This window comes from Candidatus Poriferisocius sp., from assembly GCF_965219775.1.
In the GTDB taxonomy this organism is placed as follows: Bacteria; Actinomycetota; Acidimicrobiia; order Acidimicrobiales; family Bin134; genus Poriferisocius.
Window position 1 is genome coordinate 3,309,128 of record NZ_OZ244793.1, and the last position, 16,905, is coordinate 3,326,032.

At 69.6% G+C, this 16,905-nt stretch carries 13 protein-coding genes; 9 read left to right on the plus strand and 4 right to left on the minus strand.

Annotated features, from left to right (window positions below; all coding sequences use genetic code 11):
- The first annotated feature begins 118 nt into the window (after nucleotides 1-118).
- Both obgE and proB read left to right on the plus strand, forming a co-directional pair.
- The gene (gene obgE, locus ACOQPQ_RS15010; protein WP_420640220.1) at nucleotides 119-1,396 is read left to right on the plus strand and encodes a GTPase ObgE; all 1,278 of its coding nucleotides are present in this window, start codon (nucleotides 119-121) and stop codon (nucleotides 1,394-1,396) included.
- The gene (gene proB / locus ACOQPQ_RS15015) at nucleotides 1,393-2,490 is read left to right on the plus strand and encodes a glutamate 5-kinase (protein WP_420640221.1); all 1,098 of its coding nucleotides are present in this window, start codon (nucleotides 1,393-1,395) and stop codon (nucleotides 2,488-2,490) included. The genes obgE and proB overlap by 4 nt, the downstream gene beginning before the upstream one ends.
- Nucleotides 2,491-2,573: 83 nt before the next feature.
- Here proB and murJ read toward each other — a convergent pair whose 3' ends face one another.
- Nucleotides 2,574-4,355, minus strand: coding sequence for a murein biosynthesis integral membrane protein MurJ (murJ, locus tag ACOQPQ_RS15020; protein WP_420640222.1), 1,782 nt, complete (start codon nucleotides 4,353-4,355; stop codon nucleotides 2,574-2,576).
- Nucleotides 4,356-4,449: 94 nt separating this feature from the next.
- On the opposite strand from murJ, the gene ACOQPQ_RS15025 reads away from it, so the two are divergent.
- From ACOQPQ_RS15025 to ACOQPQ_RS15035, 3 genes are all read left to right on the plus strand, one after another.
- Complete coding sequence (locus ACOQPQ_RS15025; RefSeq protein WP_420640223.1) at nucleotides 4,450-5,688, plus strand: glutamate-5-semialdehyde dehydrogenase; 1,239 nt, start codon at nucleotides 4,450-4,452, stop codon at nucleotides 5,686-5,688.
- A 164-nt stretch (nucleotides 5,689-5,852) separates the two neighbouring features.
- On the plus strand, nucleotides 5,853-6,767 hold the full coding sequence (locus ACOQPQ_RS15030; protein WP_420640224.1) for an AAA family ATPase: 915 nt from the start codon (nucleotides 5,853-5,855) through the stop codon (nucleotides 6,765-6,767).
- A gap of 22 nt (nucleotides 6,768-6,789) precedes the next feature.
- Nucleotides 6,790-8,250 carry a VWA domain-containing protein gene (locus ACOQPQ_RS15035; protein WP_420640225.1) on the plus strand — a complete coding sequence of 487 codons (1,461 nt, stop codon included), beginning with the start codon at nucleotides 6,790-6,792 and terminating at the stop codon, nucleotides 8,248-8,250.
- Nucleotides 8,251-8,311: 61 nt separating this feature from the next.
- Here the strand turns inward: ACOQPQ_RS15035 and ACOQPQ_RS15040 are convergent, their stop codons facing one another.
- The 3 genes from ACOQPQ_RS15040 to ACOQPQ_RS15050 form a co-directional block, all read right to left on the minus strand.
- Entirely contained in the window at nucleotides 8,312-10,252 is a 1,941-nt protein-coding gene (locus tag ACOQPQ_RS15040) for a hypothetical protein (protein WP_420640226.1), read from the minus strand.
- A 260-nt stretch (nucleotides 10,253-10,512) separates the two neighbouring features.
- The gene (locus ACOQPQ_RS15045) at nucleotides 10,513-11,886 is read right to left on the minus strand and encodes a class II 3-deoxy-7-phosphoheptulonate synthase (protein WP_420640227.1); all 1,374 of its coding nucleotides are present in this window, start codon (nucleotides 11,884-11,886) and stop codon (nucleotides 10,513-10,515) included.
- Between the two features lie 129 nt (nucleotides 11,887-12,015).
- Nucleotides 12,016-12,849: a sigma-70 family RNA polymerase sigma factor gene (locus ACOQPQ_RS15050; RefSeq protein WP_420640228.1), complete on the minus strand. Its 834-nt coding sequence runs from the start codon at nucleotides 12,847-12,849 to the stop codon at nucleotides 12,016-12,018.
- 319 nt (nucleotides 12,850-13,168) lie between these two features.
- Between ACOQPQ_RS15050 and nadD the strand changes: the two genes are divergently transcribed.
- The 4 genes from nadD (at nucleotide 13,169) to ACOQPQ_RS15070 (ending at nucleotide 16,809) form a co-directional block, all read left to right on the plus strand.
- Entirely contained in the window at nucleotides 13,169-13,741 is a 573-nt protein-coding gene (gene nadD / locus ACOQPQ_RS15055; protein ID WP_420640229.1) for a nicotinate-nucleotide adenylyltransferase, read from the plus strand.
- Entirely contained in the window at nucleotides 13,734-14,918 is a 1,185-nt protein-coding gene (locus ACOQPQ_RS15060; protein ID WP_420640230.1) for a LytR C-terminal domain-containing protein, read from the plus strand. Before nadD ends, ACOQPQ_RS15060 begins: the two co-directional genes overlap by 8 nt.
- A gap of 68 nt (nucleotides 14,919-14,986) precedes the next feature.
- Complete coding sequence (rsfS, locus tag ACOQPQ_RS15065) at nucleotides 14,987-15,349, plus strand: ribosome silencing factor (RefSeq protein WP_420640231.1); 363 nt, start codon at nucleotides 14,987-14,989, stop codon at nucleotides 15,347-15,349.
- A 17-nt stretch (nucleotides 15,350-15,366) separates the two neighbouring features.
- Nucleotides 15,367-16,809: an MFS transporter gene (locus ACOQPQ_RS15070; RefSeq protein ID WP_420640232.1), complete on the plus strand. Its 1,443-nt coding sequence runs from the start codon at nucleotides 15,367-15,369 to the stop codon at nucleotides 16,807-16,809.
- The last annotated feature ends 96 nt before the right edge of the window (nucleotides 16,810-16,905 follow it).

Consider the following 16,905-nt stretch of genomic DNA (forward strand, 5'->3'; position numbering starts at 1 on the left):
TCCGAGGGCGGTCGAAGGCCGCTCGGTTCCCCCCGGTTGCCGAGGAGCAGGCCATGACCCGATTGGCCGGTCAACGCGCCCTGGCGGTGGCCGGGCCGTTGGCTTCCCGGAGCAGTCCATGACCCAGTTCGTCGACGAGTGCGGCCTGAATGTGCGCGGCGGCGACGGCGCGGCCGGGTGCGTGTCGTTTCGTCGTGAAGCCCATGTGGCCAAGGGAGGCCCCGACGGCGGCGACGGCGGCCGGGGCGGCAACGTGTGGTTGGAGGCCGACCACAACGTGGCCTCGCTGTTGGCCTTCAAGGACCACCCCCACCGCCGGGCGGGCAACGGTCGCCACGGCCAGGGCAAGCGCCGCCACGGGGCCGGGGGCGACGACACCATCGTGCGGGTGCCGATGGGCACCTCGGTGAGGGATCAGGACGGCGCCCTGTTGGCCGACCTGGCCGCCGACGGCGACCGCTGGTTGGCCGCCGCCGGGGGTGCGGGCGGCATGGGCAACGTCCGCTTCTCCACCCGACACAACCGGGCGCCCGCCTTCGCCGAGCAGGGAGAGCCGGGAGAACAGCGCTGGCTCCGGCTGGAGCTGAAGCTGCTGGCCGACGTGGCCCTCATCGGCTTCCCCAACGCGGGCAAGAGCACCCTGATCTCCCGGATCTCGGCCGCCCGCCCCAAGATCGCCGATTATCCGTTCACCACCCTGGAGCCCAACCTGGGGGTGGTTCGCACCGCCGACGACTTCGAGATGGTGGTGGCCGACATTCCCGGCCTCATCGCCGGGGCCAGCGACGGTCGCGGCCTGGGTCACCGCTTCCTGCGTCACACCGAGCGGGCCCGGGTGTTGGTGGTGTTGCTGGATCTGGCCCCGGTGGACGACACCTCGCCGGTGGAGCAAGAGCGGGTGCTGCTCGAGGAGTTGGGCGCCTACCGGCCCGAGCTGTTGGAACGGCCCCGCATCGTGGTGGGCTCCAAGGCCGACGTCGGGCACCGGGAACCGCCGGCGGGGGCCATGTGCATCTCGGCGGTCACCGGCGACGGCCTGCCCGGGTTGATCCGGGCCATGGCCGACGCCGTTCGAGAGGCCCGGGCCGACGGGGAAGCCGCCGGCCGAGCTCGCGACGTGGTGGTCCACCGACCGGTGCCCGAGGGATTCCGGGTGGAGCGGGCCGACGACGGGGCCTACGTGGTGGTGGGGCGGGCCGCCGAGCGCACGGTGGCCCTCTCCGATCTGACCGCTCCCGGTGCGTGGGAGTTCGCTCGCCGTCGGCTGCAACGAATGGGAGTGGAGCGGGCCCTGGTCCGGGCCGGCATCACTTCGGGCGACACCGCCCGGATCGGGGCGTTCGAGTTCGAGTACCACGACGACGAGGACGACTTCCCCACGGAGGCGCCCCGGTGATCGTGGTGGTGAAGATCGGCACGTCGTCGATCACCGAGTCCGACGGCACCATCAAGGCCGAGGCGGTGGCCAAGCTGAGCGGCGAGGTGGCCGCCGCCATCGCCGACGGCCATCAGGCGGTGGTGGTCAGTTCCGGGGCCATCGGTGCCGGCCTGCCGGTCCTCGGCTTCGACCAGGGCCGGCCCCGCGATTCGGTGACCCTCCAGGCGTTGTCGGCGGTGGGCCAGAGCAGGCTCATGGCCCTCTACCAGGAGTGTCTGGAGGGCGACGATCTGGTGTGCGGCCAGGTGTTGCTGGCCCCCCGGGACTTCCTGGAACGAACCCAGTACCTGCACGCCCAGCGAACGCTCAACCGCCTGCTGAAGCTGGGGGTCGTGCCCATCGTGAACGAGAACGACGCGGTGGCCGACGACGCCATTCGCTGGGGCGACAACGACCGCATCGCCGCCCTGGTGGCCCACATGGTGGGGGCCGACGTGCTGGTGCTGTTGACCGACACCGACGGGGTCCACACCGCCGACCCCCGCATCGACGCCGCGGCGCCGGTGGTGGAGGAGATCACCGACCTGGGGCAGTTGGAGGAGCTGACCGCCGCCGCCGGTGGGGCGGGCACCGACCGGGGGAGCGGGGGCATGGCCTCCAAGCTGGCCGCCGCCCGCATCGCGAGCTGGTCGGGGGTCCGCACGGTCATCGCCGCCGCCGATCGCCCCCAGGTGGTGGCCGACGCCCTGGCCCGACGACCCGGCGTCGGCTCAACGGTGGTCGCCCAGCCGCAGCGGTTGAGCGCCCGCAAGCTGTGGATCGGGTTCGCCATGGTGCCCTCGGGCACCCTGAGGGTGGATGCCGGCGCCCGGCGGGCCATGGTGGAGCAGGGGGCCTCGCTCTTGGCCATCGGCATCACCGGTTTCGACGGCACCTTCCAGCCCGGTGATGCCGTCGATCTGCGAGGGCCCGACGACGAGGTGTTCGCCCGGGGGTTGGTGGAGATTGCCTCCCATGAGCTGGGCGCGGTGGTGGGCCTGCGTTCCGACGCCATGCCCCCCGGTGCTCCCGATGAGGTCATCCACCGCGACTCCCTCACCGTGCTGCCCTGATCGCTGTTCCGGCCTGGTCACCGGCTGTGCTCATCACCGTGCCGGCCTGATCACTCTGCTGCCTCAATGGGGGGCCGGCCTGGTCAGGAACTCCGTCCATCGCCGGGGGAACGGCCACGGGACAGCCGCCCCTTGATGCGGGCCAGGGCCTGTTCCATCATGGCGGCGGCCTCCTCGGCGGCGGCCACCCCGGTGCCCCGGCCCAGCACCACGTACACCATGCCGGTCACCAAGAGGGCGAAGGGGGCGGCCACCAGCAGGGGCAGGGGGTCCAGACCCCAGGCCAGCACGCCGCCCAGCACCCCCGCGGCCACCCCGGCCACGGCCAGGCGTCCCACCGGTCCCCGTACCGGTCGGGCCTGTCGCAGCAGCACCCCCACCCGGCGGCGCAGGATGCCGTACTCGGCCCACGCGGCCACCGTGCTGCCCAAGGCCAAGCCCACCGCCCCCAGCCGCACATCGTTCTCCGCTCCGGCCCGCAGTACGGCTGTCCGAACCTCTTCGAAGCGCTCCACGCGGCCGCCGATCACCGTGTAGGAGTCGAAGACGAACATGAGGGACGCGCCCACCCCGGCGGCCAACAGCACCCGCACCGTGGCCACCCGGGCCGGTCCCTTGGCGTCACCCGCGGCGAAGCAGGCGTTCTGCAGCAATCGGGACGACGAGGTGGCCACCAGGCCCAGGCTGTAGGCGGCCAGGATGAACCACACCTGCACGGTCTGGTCGGCGGCGAACTGCCCCCGCTCCAGCAACGCCCCGACGATCAGGCCGCCCAGGGTGATGAAGGCCACCGCGCAGAACAACACGTAGAACCCGATGCGATCCAGCCCGGTTTGCAGCCGCTGCACCAGAGCGTCGCGGTTGTGCTGGTCCCGGGCCATTTCGGGCAGCTCGCTGGCGGCCACGCTCATGGCGAACAGGCTGATGGGCAGGAAGTAGATCACCTGGGCGAACCCCAACGCGGCGATGGCCCCGGTGGCCAACATCCCGGCCAGCACCAAGTCCACGTAGGCCGACAACTGCACCACGCCCCGGCCCGCCAGCGCGGGGGCGAATCGGCCGGCCACCAGCCGCACGTCCGGGCGCCGCCAGTTCAGGCTGAGCCGCAGCGACGGCACCAGCCGCAGCACCAACGGCACTTGCACCAGGAACTGCAGGGCCCCGCCCACCACCACCCCCAAGGCGGCCATCCGGGCCACGTCGGAGGCCCGTTCGGGGGGAAACACGTGCTGCCACGCCAGCCAGGCCCCCACCATGAAGCCGATCTGGGCCAGGTTCCAGATCACCGGGGCGGCATAGGACAAGAAGAACCGGCGGTGGGCGTTCAGCACCCCGAGCGCCCAGGCCGCCAGGACGATGAAGCCGATGCCCGCGAACATCACCCGCACCAGCTCCACGGTGAGCTCCGCAGTCGGTTCCGACAGCCGCCACAACAGCAACGACACCAGCGGCTCGGCCAGCAGCCAACCGGCCAGCACCACCAGACCGGTGACCACGGCCAACAGCCCGAACACCGCTCCGGCCAGCCGACCGGCGTCGTGGCGGCGACCCTGTTCCACCAGTTGCGAGTACAGCGGGATGAACGACGCCGACAGAGCCCCCTCGCCCAGCAGGTTCTGCAGCAAGCGGGGAATGGTCAACGCCGCCCGGTAGGCATCGCCGGTGCGGCCCGCGCCGATGAACGCGGCCACCGCCACCTCCCGGCCGATGCCGGCCACCCGGGAAAAGAAGATCCCGGCCCCGACCAGAACGGCGGCTCGGCCGCTGGGACGGGGGGCGTCGGCGGAGCCGTCGGGGTGCTGGTCAACCGGTGGTATGGCGAAATACGCTATCGGAGCGGCCCCGGCGATCGGGTACGCTCCCAAGGTGGCTGATACGACTCCCAGGCCAGGATCTTCGTCGGTCGAGGCTTGTCCTGAAGGAACTTCTTTCGCAGAGGCCCCCTCAGCAGAGATCCCCATGGCTGAATTGGCCGGGCGGGCCAAGGCGGCGGCCCGGATTCTCGCCACCGCCGACACCGAGACCAAGAACCATGCGCTGTTGTTGGCCGCCGACCAATTGGAATTGGCCCGGGACGACCTGTTGGAGGCCAACCAGGCCGACGTGGACGCCGCCACCCGGTCGGGCATGAGCCCCACCCTGGTGGATCGGCTCCGGCTGACCGACTCCCGGCTGGAGTCCATGGCCGGGGGTATGCGCAAGGTGGCCGCTCTGGCCGACCCGGTGGGCGAGATCGTGGGTGGCTGGGTGGTGCCGTCGGGTCTGCGCATCAGCCAGGTGCGGGTGCCCCTCGGCGTGGTGGCCATCGTGTACGAGAGCCGCCCCAACGTGACCAGCGACGCCGCCGGGCTCTGCCTCAAGTCGGGCAACGCCGCCTTTCTGCGGGGGTCGTCCAGCGCGCTCGGGTCCAACGTGGCCATTGCCGGGGTGCTTCGGGACGCCTACGAGAAGGCTGGTCTCCCCGCCGACGCCCTGGTGTTGGTCACCGACACCAGCCATGCGGCGGCCGCCGAGTTCATGCAGCTCCGCGACAGCATCGACTGCCTCATCCCCCGGGGAGGTCCCGGGCTGATCGCCTCCATCCTGGAGAACGCCACCGTGCCCTACGTGATCGACGGCGACGGCAATTGCCACGTGTACGTGGACGCCACTGCCGATCTGGACATGGCCCGGCGCATCGTGGTCAACGCCAAGACCCAGCGGCCTTCGGTGTGCAACGCCGCCGAATCCCTGGTGGTGCATCGGTCGGTGGCCGACCGGCTCCTGCCCCCGCTGGCCGACGATCTGGTCGGGGTGGAGCTGGTGGGCGACGACGCCGCCCGAGCCATCCTGGGGCCGGACCGCGTCGGGGCCGCCACCGAGGCCGACTACCGCACCGAGTTCTTGGACCTGAAGCTCTCGGTGAAGGTGGTGGATTCCCTGGATGAGGCCATCGCCCACGTCAACGACACCGGCAGCGGCCACAGCGAGGCCATCATCACCGCTGATCTGGAGGCGGCCGACCAGTTCTGCGCCGAGGTGGACGCTGCCGCCGTGCTGGTCAACGCCTCCACCCGGTTCGTGGACGGCGAGGAGTTCGGATTCGGGGCCGAGATCGGCATCAGCACCCAGAAGTTGCACGCTCGCGGGCCGATGGGACTGCGCCAGCTCACCACCACCAAGTACGTGGTGCGCGGCGAGGGCCAAATCCGCCGCTAGCCGAGTCTGCTGTTCACCGGCACCCCCGCCAGCCGAGCCCGCCGCTCGACAGGACCGCAGCTAGCCGAGTCTGCTGTTCACCGGCACCCCCGCCAGCCGAGCCCGCCGCTCGCCGAGGCCGCAGCTAGTAGCCACGTCGTTGGGGTCGGCCCTACCCTGGAACCATGAGTTTTTCCTTTGCTGACATCGCCTCGGTGCGCCAGGGCCTGAGCGATGTGCAGTATCTGGCCGATGAGGGCATTGCCGGGGTGGTGTATCTGGCCGAGCGGCTGCAAAAGCCCGTGCTGGTGGAGGGGCCGGCGGGCACCGGCAAGACCCAGTTGGCCAAGAGCGTGGCCGAGGCCATCGGGGCCCGGCTGATCCGCCTCCAGTGCTACGAGGGGCTCGACGAGTCCAAGGCGCTGTACGAGTGGAACTACAAGAAGCAGCTCCTGAGGATCCAGGCCGAGCGCCAGGGGGAGGAGGGCCAGGGTTCGGGCATGTGGAACCAGATCGAGGACGACCTGTTCTCCGAGGAGTTCCTGTTGACCCGGCCGCTGCTGGAGGCCATCCGCTCGTCGGACCCGGTGGTGTTGCTCATCGACGAGGTCGACCGGGTGGAGATCGAGACCGAGGCCCTGCTGTTGGAGATCCTGTCCGACTATCAGGTGTCCATCCCCGAGTTGGGCACGGTGGCGGCCAGCCAAATCCCGCTGGTGTTCCTCACTTCCAACAACACCCGTGAGCTCTCCGAGGCGCTCAAACGCCGGTGCCTGTTCCTGCACATCGACTATCCCGACCTCGACCGAGAGAAGGAGATCGTGCTGGCCAAGGTGCCGGGTGTGGGGGAGAGCCTGGCCGATCAGGTGGCCCGCATCGTGCGCTCGGTCCGCCAGATCGAGCTGAAGAAGGCGCCCTCGGTGTCGGAGACCCTGGACTGGGCCCGCACCCTGGTGCTGTTGGGCGTGGAGCACATCGACGCCGACACCGCGGCCGAGACGGTGAACATCTTGTTGAAGTACCGCAGCGACATCGACAAGGCACTGAAGGAGTTCGCCTCCTCCGACGACAGCTTCGCCGTGCCCGCCCCCACGGCGTGAACGCCGCCGGGCCGAGCCTGCCGTGAAAGTCGAGCCCGCCACCTCGCCGCTTCTGGCCCTGTTGGCGGGGTTCATCTCCGAGCTTCGGGCCGCCGGGCTGCCGGTGAGCCTCACCGAGAACCTGGACGCCATGGAGGCCATCCAGCACATCCCCATCGAGGACCGGGACGCCTTCAAGTACGCCCTGGCCGCCACCCTGGTGAAGAACCACGCCCACTGGCGGGCGTTCGAAACGGTGTTCGAGGTGTACTTCTCGATGCGGGGGGCCGAATACAACCTGGTGGACGGCGAGTGGCCCGAAGGCATGGACCTCGCCGATTTCATGGACGGCGTCGACGGCGAGCACCGCCGCCAGGGAGGCGGTGGGGGGGAGGCCATGTCGGCCGAGCAGTTGGCCGAGATGTTGTTCCAGGCCCTCATGCGGGGCGACGACGCCCTCATGCGGGCCATTGCCCGCCAGGCCGTGCAGCGTTACGCCGGGATGGAACCGGGCCGACCGGTGGGCGGCACCTATTACCTGTACCGCACGCTGCGCAATCTCGACCTCGAGGGGGTGCTGGAGCGGCTCATGGACCAGGCCCGCCAGGATGCCCCCGGCGACTTGACCCCGCTGGAGGAGCGGCTGGAACGCGACGAGTTCGAGGCCCGGGTGGATCAGCTCCGCAAGGAGGTGGAAGCGGAGATCCGCCGCCGGTTGGTGGCCGACCGGGGGGTGGAGGCCATGGCCAAGACGCTGCGCAAGCCCCTGCCCGAGGACGTGGACTTCATGCACGCCAGCCGGGAGGAGATGATGGCGTTGCGCCGGGCCATCTACCCGCTCACCCGCAAGCTGGCCGTGCGGCTGGCCCGCAAGCGACGCCACGGCCGCAAGGGGCCCCTGGACTTCCGCAACACCATGCGCCATTCGCTGTCCTACGGCGGGGTGCCCGCCGAGCCCAAGTTCCGCTATCCCCGTCCGGCCAAGCCCGAGATCATGGTGGTGGCCGACGTGAGCGGGTCGGTGGCGGCCTTCGCCCGGTTCACCCTGCATCTGGTGTACGCCATCAGCAACCAGTTCTCCAAGGTGCGCTCCTTTGTGTTCATCGACGGTCTCGACGAGGTCACCGGCTTCTTCGAGGGGGTGGACGACATCGGCGAGGCCGTCCACCGGGTGAACGCCGAGGCCGACGTGGTGTGGGTGGACGGCCACTCCGACTACGGCCACGCCTTCGAGGTGTTCTGGGAACGGTACGGGCGGGACGTGGGGCCCAAGACCACCGTCATGATTCTGGGCGACGCCCGCAACAACTACCACGCCTCCCAGGCCTGGATCCTCAAGGAGATCGAGCACCGGGCCCGCAAGGTGTTCTGGCTCAACCCCGAACCGGGTGCCTACTGGGACACCGGCGACTCCATCGTGTCGGAATACGGGGTCCACTGCGACGGGGTGTTCGAGGTCCGCAACCTCCGCCAGCTCGAGGCCTTCGTCGAGAACCTGGTGTAGCGGTCTGCTGAGCGCGGGCCCGGTGGGCTCCGTTCAGCGAGGGCTGGTCAATTGAGTGCCCTCAGGTGGCGCACTCGGAGTCGCCCACCACCGCTTCGTAGGGCCCGGCCTCGTCGTAGTCGACGTAGAACTCGGGGCCGGCCTCGGGGGTGGGGAACTCGTCCAGGTCGGCCAGGCCCTTGCCCACCGCCCGGGGTCCGCCCGCCCGCTCCAGCCACTGGCGGAACTCCTCGCCGGGGGCGCGTTCCGCGGTGAACCGGCGTACCACCCGCACCACCGCCTCGGGGGCGTTGCGGGCGGGCAGGCGCAGGGCCTTGGTGCCGAAGTGGATCTGGGTGTCGCCCACGTAGCCGCCCAGCAGCATCTGGTAGCCCGGCGCCGAACGGCCGTGGGCCCTCCGCTCCGCGCCGAAGAAGCCGATGTCGGCGGCATGGTGCTGGCCGCAGGAGTTGGTGCATCCGGAGATGTTGATGCGCAGGCCCCCCACCTCGGTCAGGCCTTCCTCCTCCAGGCGGTCGCCGATGGCGTCGGCCAGCCCCCGGGACTGGGTCACCGCCAGGTTGCAGGTGTCGGCGCCGGGGCAGGCCACCACGTCGCGCAACAATTCCGCCCCCGGTTGGCCCATGTCGATGGCCGACAGGGCCTCGAACAGCCGGGGAAGCTGGTGCTCTTCCAGGTCGCGGAACACGATGTTCTGGCGGTTGGTCACCCGGCACTCCGCCCCCAGCTCCCGCTGGATGGCGGCCAGCGCGTCGAACTGGTCGGCGGTGATGTCGCCCAATCGGGCCCAGGCGTAGGCCGACACCGTGCCCTTGGCCACGCCCCGCACCACGTTGGCCTGCTGCCAGCGGCCGTAGGGGGCCCGTCCGCCGATGGACACCGGCATGGCCGTCCCGTTGCCCTGACTGTTGCCGTGGCCGTTGGCTTGGTGATTGCTGTGGCCTTGGCCATTGCTCTGGCTGTCGCCGTGGCCGTTGGATTGGTAGTTGGTTTGGCCGTTGCTCTGTGCGTTGGATTGATGACCGAGCGGCGACAGGTTCACCCCTTGGCCCACCGGGGTGGCGGCCACCTCGGCGTGGCGGCCGGCGGGGGCGTCGCCGTGGAGCGTGACCAGCTCGGGGATGCCGCCCGGCCAGCTCGAGGAGGCCAACAGGAATCGGCGCTCCCGGAAGATGCGCCGCTGGAGTTCCTCGAAGCCCAGCTTCTCCACCAGCCACTTCATGCGGGCCCGGAGTTTGTTCTCCCGGTAGCCGTCGTGGTCGAACACCCGCAGGCAGGCTTCGATGGTGGGCAGGAGGTCTTCACGGGCGGTGAACTCCTCCAGGGCCAGGGCCGGATGGGGGTTGGCCCCCAGACCGCCGGCCACGTATACCCGGAAGCCGGCTTCGGTCCCACCGGGCACCTCCCGGGTGGCGGCCACGATGCCCACGTCGTTGAACATGGCCTGGCCGCAGTCGGTGGCGCAGCCCGAAAAGTTGATCTTGAACTTGCGGGGCAGACGCTGGGCGTAGGGGTGGCGCAGGAAGTGCAGGGCGGTGGCCCGGGCCCAGGCGGTGATGTCCAGCACCTCGTGGGGACAGGCCCCGGCCAGGTGGCAGCCCTGCACGTTGCGCACGGTGTCGCCGCAGGCCTCGCGGGTGGTCAGGCCCACCGAGGCCAGCGTCCGCATCACCTCGGGAATGTCGTCGAGTTCGACGTAGTGGAACTGGATGTTCTGGCGGGTGGTGATGTGGCCCCAGCCCCGGGAGTAGGTGCGGGCGATGTGGCCCATGGCCTCGAAGTGCTCCGGTTGGATGATGCCCGCCGGAATCTTCACCCGCACCATCTGGCGGGTGCCGCCCTGGCGTTGTCCGTAGACGCCGTTGTTGAGCCGGAACACCCGCATCACGTCCTCGGGGATCTCCCCGGCCTTGTAGCGGACCAGCATCCGCTCGAACTTTTCGATGTCGGCGAGCTGAGCGGGGTCGATCACTGCGGTGTTGTCGATCTGGACCGTGACCATCGCACCTCCTAGGGGTGAGGGGCTTGAGGCTGTGGGGTTCAAGCGGGGGTTCAAGCTGGTGCGTCCACGCCGGGGGGTCCGGTCGGGAACTAAATCAGACTACTTTGATCCGATTACTTGTCTATCAGCCTGACGTTCCGAAATCAACCCGACGGTCCAAGATCCACCTGGTCGCCCGCAATCCAACCGCGGCCACCGGGTGTTTCAGGCACGGAGTTTCACACGCGGAGTTTCAGGCTTCGAGTATCGGGTGCGGAGTATCAGGCGCGGAGCCGCTCGGCCACCCGGAAGGCGAGTTCCAGGCTCTGGGTGCCGTTGAGGCGGGGATCGCACATGGTCTCGTAGCGCCGCTCCAGGTCGTCGTCGCTGAGAGCCTCGGCCCCCCCCACGCACTCGGTCACGTCGTCGCCGGTGATCTCCACGTGGATGCCGCCCGGCCAGGTGCCCGCCTGTTCGTGGGCGGTGAAGTAGCGGTCGATCTCGGCCATCACGTCCTCGAAGTGGCGGGTCTTGCGGCCCCCGGGGGTGGTGTAGGTGTTGCCGTGCATGGGGTCGCACTCCCAAAGCACCGGGTGGCCGGCGTCGCGGACCGCGTGCAGCAGGGGGGGCAGCGCCTCGGCCACCTGGTTGGCGCCCATGCGACTGATGAGGGTGAGGCGGCCGGGGATGCGGTCGGGATTGAGCGTCTCGCACAACGCCAGCACGTCGTCCGCCGTGGCCGACGGGCCCAGCTTGCAGCCCAGCGGGTTCTTGATGCCCCGCATGAACTCCACGTGGGCGCCGTCGAGCTGGCGGGTCCGCTCGCCGATCCACACCATGTGGGCCGAGCAGTCGTACCACTGGCCGGTGATGGAGTCCTGCCGGGTGAGGGCCTCCTCGTAGTCCAGCACCAGGGCCTCGTGGCTGGTGTAGAAGTCCACCTGGTGGAGTTCGGGGGCGTCGGTGGAGATCCCACAGGCGGCCATGAAGCGCAGGGCGGCGTCGATGCCGTCGGCCACCCGCTCGTAGCGTCGCCCCTCGGGGCTGGCGGCGATGAACTCCTGATTCCACACGTGGACCTGGCGGAGATCGGCGAAGCCCCCCTTGGTGAACGCCCGCAGCAGGTTGAGGGTGGAGGCCGACTGGTGGTAGGCGCGCACCAGACGGTCGGCATCGGCGGTGCGGGAGTGCTCGGAGAAGTTGATGTCGTTGACCATGTGGCCCCGGAACGAGGGCAGCTCCACGTCGTCCACCACCTCGGTGGACGAGGAGCGGGGCTTGGCGAACTGACCGGCGATGCGGCCGATCTTCACCGTGGGCACGCCGGCCGAGAAGGCCAGCACCACCGCCATCTGCAGGATGACCTTGAGCTTGTCCCGGATGCTGTCGGCGGTGACCCCGTCGAAGGACTCGGCGCAGTCCCCGGCTTGAAGGACGAAGGCCCGGCCGGCGCAGGCCTCGCCGAGTTGGTCCAGGAGTTGGCGGGTTTCCCCGGCGAACACCAGCGGGGGCAGTCCGGCCAGGGTGGACCGCACCTGGTCCAGCGAGGCCTGATCGGGCCACTGGGGTTGCTGGGCCGCCGGTCGGTCACGCCAGGAGGCGGCCTGCCAGGAGGCCCGAGAGGTGTCGACCGCTTCTACGGATACCGAACTCATGGGAAAATGCTCGCCGTTCACCGGGTGCGGGGCAAACCGATTACCGCCTCTCGACGCCGCGGCCAACCCATGACCGCCCCCCGACGCCGCGGGTGGCCGGGAGTGGCCCGGCGGTTCGACCGGCTGCGATCAGGCGGCGTCGATGTCCAACAGCTCCGCGTGGGACCGCACCGTCTCCAAGGATCGTCCGATGATGCGGCGGATGGCCTCCGAGGTGAGCCCCAGCACCTCGCCGATCTCCCGGTAGCTGTGCTTTTGCCCGTCGATCAGCCCGTAGCGCATTTCCAGGGCGAACCGCGACCGTTCGTCCAGCACGTCCAAGAGGCTGCCCAGGGTGGCCAACTGGTCGGCGGCCAGGGTCAGGTCTTCGGGGCCGGGGCCGGCATCGGGCTGTAGGTCCATCAACTCGCTGCCGTTGTCGTCGCCCACCGTGGCGTTCAGCGAGGTCAGCGTGGTCAGCCGTTGGAGCAGAGCGTGCTCGGGGTCGAGTTCCTCTCCACCGCCGGACGCCTGGCGGACCGCAGCCCGCAAGCTGGCCGCCCGCTCGCCGGGCAGTCGGATGAGGTTGGCCTTTTGGTCCAGGGCCCGGCCGATGGACTGGCGAATCCAGAAGGTGGCGTAGGTGGAGAACTTGAAGCCCTTGCGCCAGTCGAACTTCTCCACCGCTCGATCCAGCCCCAGGTTGCCCTCCTGGATCAGATCGAGCAGTTCCATACCGGTGGGCAAGGGGTACTTCTTGGCCAAGCTCACCACCAGGCGCAGGTTGGCCCGAATGAAGCGGTCCTTGGCTTTGGCCGCCTCCCGGACCTGGGCCCGCAACCGGGAGTTGGATTCCCCGGCGTCCAATCGGGCCTGGGCCTCGCGGCCCCGCTCGATGGCCTGGGAGAGTTCTCGTTCGTCGTCCTTGCTGAGTAGCGGCACCAAGCCGATGGCGTTCAAATACTGACCGGTGGAATCGTCCATGTTTTCCTGCTCTTCTCGTCCTTGTGGGCTGCAACCACCCCGTCTGCGATTTTGTTCCCGGTTGTTGCCGGACGCCGGGTGGTCGGCGGCTCGGTCGCTGGGTTCCCGGCCTCCTCGCCTACCGGTGTAGTGGGAACATACCGAGGCGGCGGCCCGATGTCGCTTGATTTTTCGTGAAGCGGGCCCGCCGGCGGGGCGGCACGGCCCCGCCTCCCTGGTTTCGTACACTGCTCTAGGTGAGGCCGACTATGAGGCGCATCGGGATCTTCGGGCTGTGTCCGGCCGCGGTCATTCGAGTGGAGTCCTGGTGAGGTCGACCGTGAGGCGCATCGGGATCTTCGGGGGCACGTTCGACCCCGTTCACGTGGGTCACATCGTGGTTGCGGTGTGGGTGCGGGATGCGCTGGACCTCGACCGGGTGGACCTGGTGGTGGCCCACGAGCCGTGGCAGAAGCTGGATCGGCCGGTGCTCAGCCCCGCCCGGGACCGCCTGGCCATGGTGGAGGCCGCCGTCGACGGGATCGACGGGGTGGTGGCTTCGTCGGTGGAGATCGACCGAGGGGGCCTCACCTACACCGTGCCCACCCTGGAGGCCTACCGGTCGGACAACGCCGAGGACGCCCTGTATCTCATCGTGGGCAGTGACGCCGCGGCCACCATGGACACCTGGCACCGCTACCCGGAGATTGCCGAGCTGGCCGAGGTGGTGGTGGTGGACCGGCCCGGCGCGGTGGGCGGGCGCCCCCCGGTGGCCCACCAGGTGGTGGAGTGTCCGCTGGTCGACCTGTCGAGCACCATGGTCCGGGAGTGGGCCGAGGCCGGACGGCCCCTCGACGGCCTGGTACCGCCGGCCGCCCTGGCCTACGGCCGCAAGGCCGGTCTGTATGGATGAGCTTGCGGGGGGCGAGGTGGCGGGGGGCGAGCGCCCCATGCGCCCTCGACCGGTGGCGTCACGCTGGTGGCGGTGGGGGTGGCCCCTGGTCCTGGTGGGGCTGGCCGGTGCCGTGCCGCTATTGGTGTGGCTGGGGTGGTCGGCCATCGTGGCCAGCAGCGACGGCACCGAGGTGAGCGCCCCCCTCGATCCGGCGGCACCCGGCTACCAGGCCTACGTGGAGCCCACCCCCCTGCTGGTGCTCATCCACGCCGAGGGCACCCACCTGCGGGGCGTCACCCTGTTGGCCCTCACCGACGAACGGGTGGAGGGGGCGGTGCTGTTCCTCGCCCCCGAGACCGTCACCCCGGCGGGGCCGCTCAGTGCGCATTGGGCCGAATCGGGGCGCGTGGCTGTGGTGGACGCGCTGGCCGAGCTGTTGGGGATTCGCGCCAGTGAGTCCCAGGTGGTGGACGACGACGGCTGGGCGGCGCTGGTGTCGGCGGTGGCCCCGGTGGTGGTCGACAACCCCGATCCCCTGGTTTCGTCCGCCGGTGACACGGTGTTCGGTTCCGGGGAGTTGGCCCTCAACCCGTCCGATGTGGCCGCTTATCTGGGGTGGCGCAATCCGGGGGAGTCGCCGATTGCTTCCCTGGTCCGCCACGAGTTGTTCTGGGAACGGTGGATGGACGACCTGGCGTTGTCCACGGCTCCCGCGCTCATTCCCGGCGAGACCGACCGGGGGATGGGCCGCTTCGCCCCATCCCTGGCCATGGGCGGGATCCGGATTCAGGCGGTACCGGGCACAGTGGACAGCGATGGTGGGGTCATCCTGGACGCGGCCGCGGCGGAACGGTTGGTCAACGAGGTCGTCCCGTTCCCCATCTCGACCACCAACGGCAGTCGCCCCCGAGTGAAACTGCTCAACGGCATCGGCGACCCCGCCCTCACCCACACGGCCGCCCGGGCCCTCAGCCGTGCCGGGGCCCGCATCACCCTCATCGGCAACGCCGCCGAATTCGGTTGGGAGACCACCAGGATCGCCTACCACCACGACGACTTTGCCGACGACGCCGAGGCCTACCGCATCGCCCTGGGCACCGGGGCGGTGATCGCCGAGGAACCGACCGGTGACGCCACCGACGTCACCGTCACCTTCGGCGCCGATTACTCCCAAATGGTCACCGATGATGTGTAGGGTGAAGGCGTGGTAGCCGGATGAGCGTCGGCACTGCTAAAGCATCCGATCCAACAGACGCAACCGTGGTGGGCGAATGGGTGCAGGCCGCGGCCACCGCCGCCCAGGCCGGTCCCGGCGACAACACGGTGATCATCGACGTGAGCCAGGTATTGGTGATCACCGATCGGTTCGTGGTCACCAGCGGGGCCAACGCTCGTTCGGTGCGGGCCTTGGCCGAGCGGATCGAGGAGGGGGTGGACTGCTGCGGGGGTCCCAAGCCCGCCGCCATCGAGGGTCTGTCCGACTGCGAATGGGTGCTGATGGACTACGGCGACTTCGTGGTCCACATCTTCACCGCCTCGGCCCGGGACTACTACGCCTTCGACCTGCTGTGGAAGGACTGCCCCGCCGAGGCCGTCACCCTGTCGCCGTCCCCAGCCGCTTCCTGACCTGACCGGTTGGCCAGGTGGTCGGGGAGGCAAACCCGGTGCCGGGAGGTGGGACCGGCAAGAGCAGGATAACCCTGGAGGCGGTGGAGCGTCGCTCCTGGCTGGCGCTGGGAGCCGCCACCGCGGCGGCGTTCCTGGTGGTGGTGGACGTCTCGGTGGTCAACGTGGCCTTCCCGTCGATCCAGCAATCGTTGGAGGCGTCCAACGCCGCCCTGTCGTGGATCGTGAGCGGCTACTCGATCACGGTGGGATCGTTCCTGTTGCTGTCCGGTCGCCTGGCCGACCGGCAGGGCCGACGGCGGATGTTCAACGTCGGCCTCGGCGTCTTCGCCGTCGGATCGCTGCTGTGCGGGGTGGCTCCCCAGGTGGAGGTGCTGATCGCCGCCCGGGTGGTGCAGGCCATCGGGGGGTCGCTCATCATGCCATCGTCGCTGGCCATGGTCCTGCCCGAGTTCCCGGTGTCCCGCCGGTCGGCGGCCATCGGGATGTGGGGGGCCATGGGGGCGCTGGGGGCGGCGTTCGGCCCGTCCATTGGCGCCCTGTTGATCAACGGGCTCGGTTGGCGGTGGATCTTCTACATCAACCTGCCCATCGCCGCGCTGGTGCTGTTGGCCTCCAACCGCTTGGTGCGGGAGTCGCGTGACGAAACCGCCCAGGGTCGCCTGGACGTGGTGGGTGTGCCCGTCGGCACCCTGGCCTTGGCCCTGATCATGGTGGCCATCGTGCAGGGCGAGGGCTGGGGTTACGGCGACGTCCGGGTGGTGGCGTTCGCCGTGGTGGGCGTGGTGTTGCTCCCGGTTGTCATCTGGCGGTCCCGGTCCCACGCCAATCCCCTGTTGGACCTCACGTTGTTCCGCTTTCGCTCCTTCTCGGTGGGAACGGCCTCATTCGGGTTCTACGCTTTGGGATTCGTCCCCGGCTTCCTGATGAGTTCCCTGCTGCTGCAGGACTTGTGGGGGTTGTCGGTGCTGGAGGCCGGGCTCGGGCTCACGCCGGGCCCGATCATGGCCACCCTGTTGTCCGTCCCCACCGGGCGTCTGGCCGACCGATGGGGCCACCGCTGGCTGGTCACCGCGGGAGTGGTGCTGTGCGCGCTGGCCTACCTGGTGTTGTTGGTGGGGGCCAGTGAGTCGTCGGCCTACTTCTCGGTGTTTCTGCCCGCCAACCTGATCCTGGGTACCGGGGTCGGCCTGTCCATCGCCACCTTCATCAGCGCGGCCATGAGCGACATTCCCCCGCCCCGGTTCGCCATTGCCAACGCCACCGTCCGCACCGTGCAGCAGGTGTGCTTCGCCCTGGGCATCGCCGTTGTCATCGCCTTGTTCAGCACAGGCCCCGCCGGCGACATGTTGGGCGGCTTCCAGCGGGCCTGGATTTGGGTCATCGCGTCGTTCGCCGTCTCGGCGGTGTTGTTCGCCATCGGTTTCCCTTCCGGCACCGCTGCTCGTCGCACCCGGTAGGACTTTGCGGAACTCAACTGGGCTTCTGTGAGCCGTGGACGACCCTCAAAGCGTCCGCAAGATGGCCGCGCCCGGCAGACGACCGGCAGGCCGTGT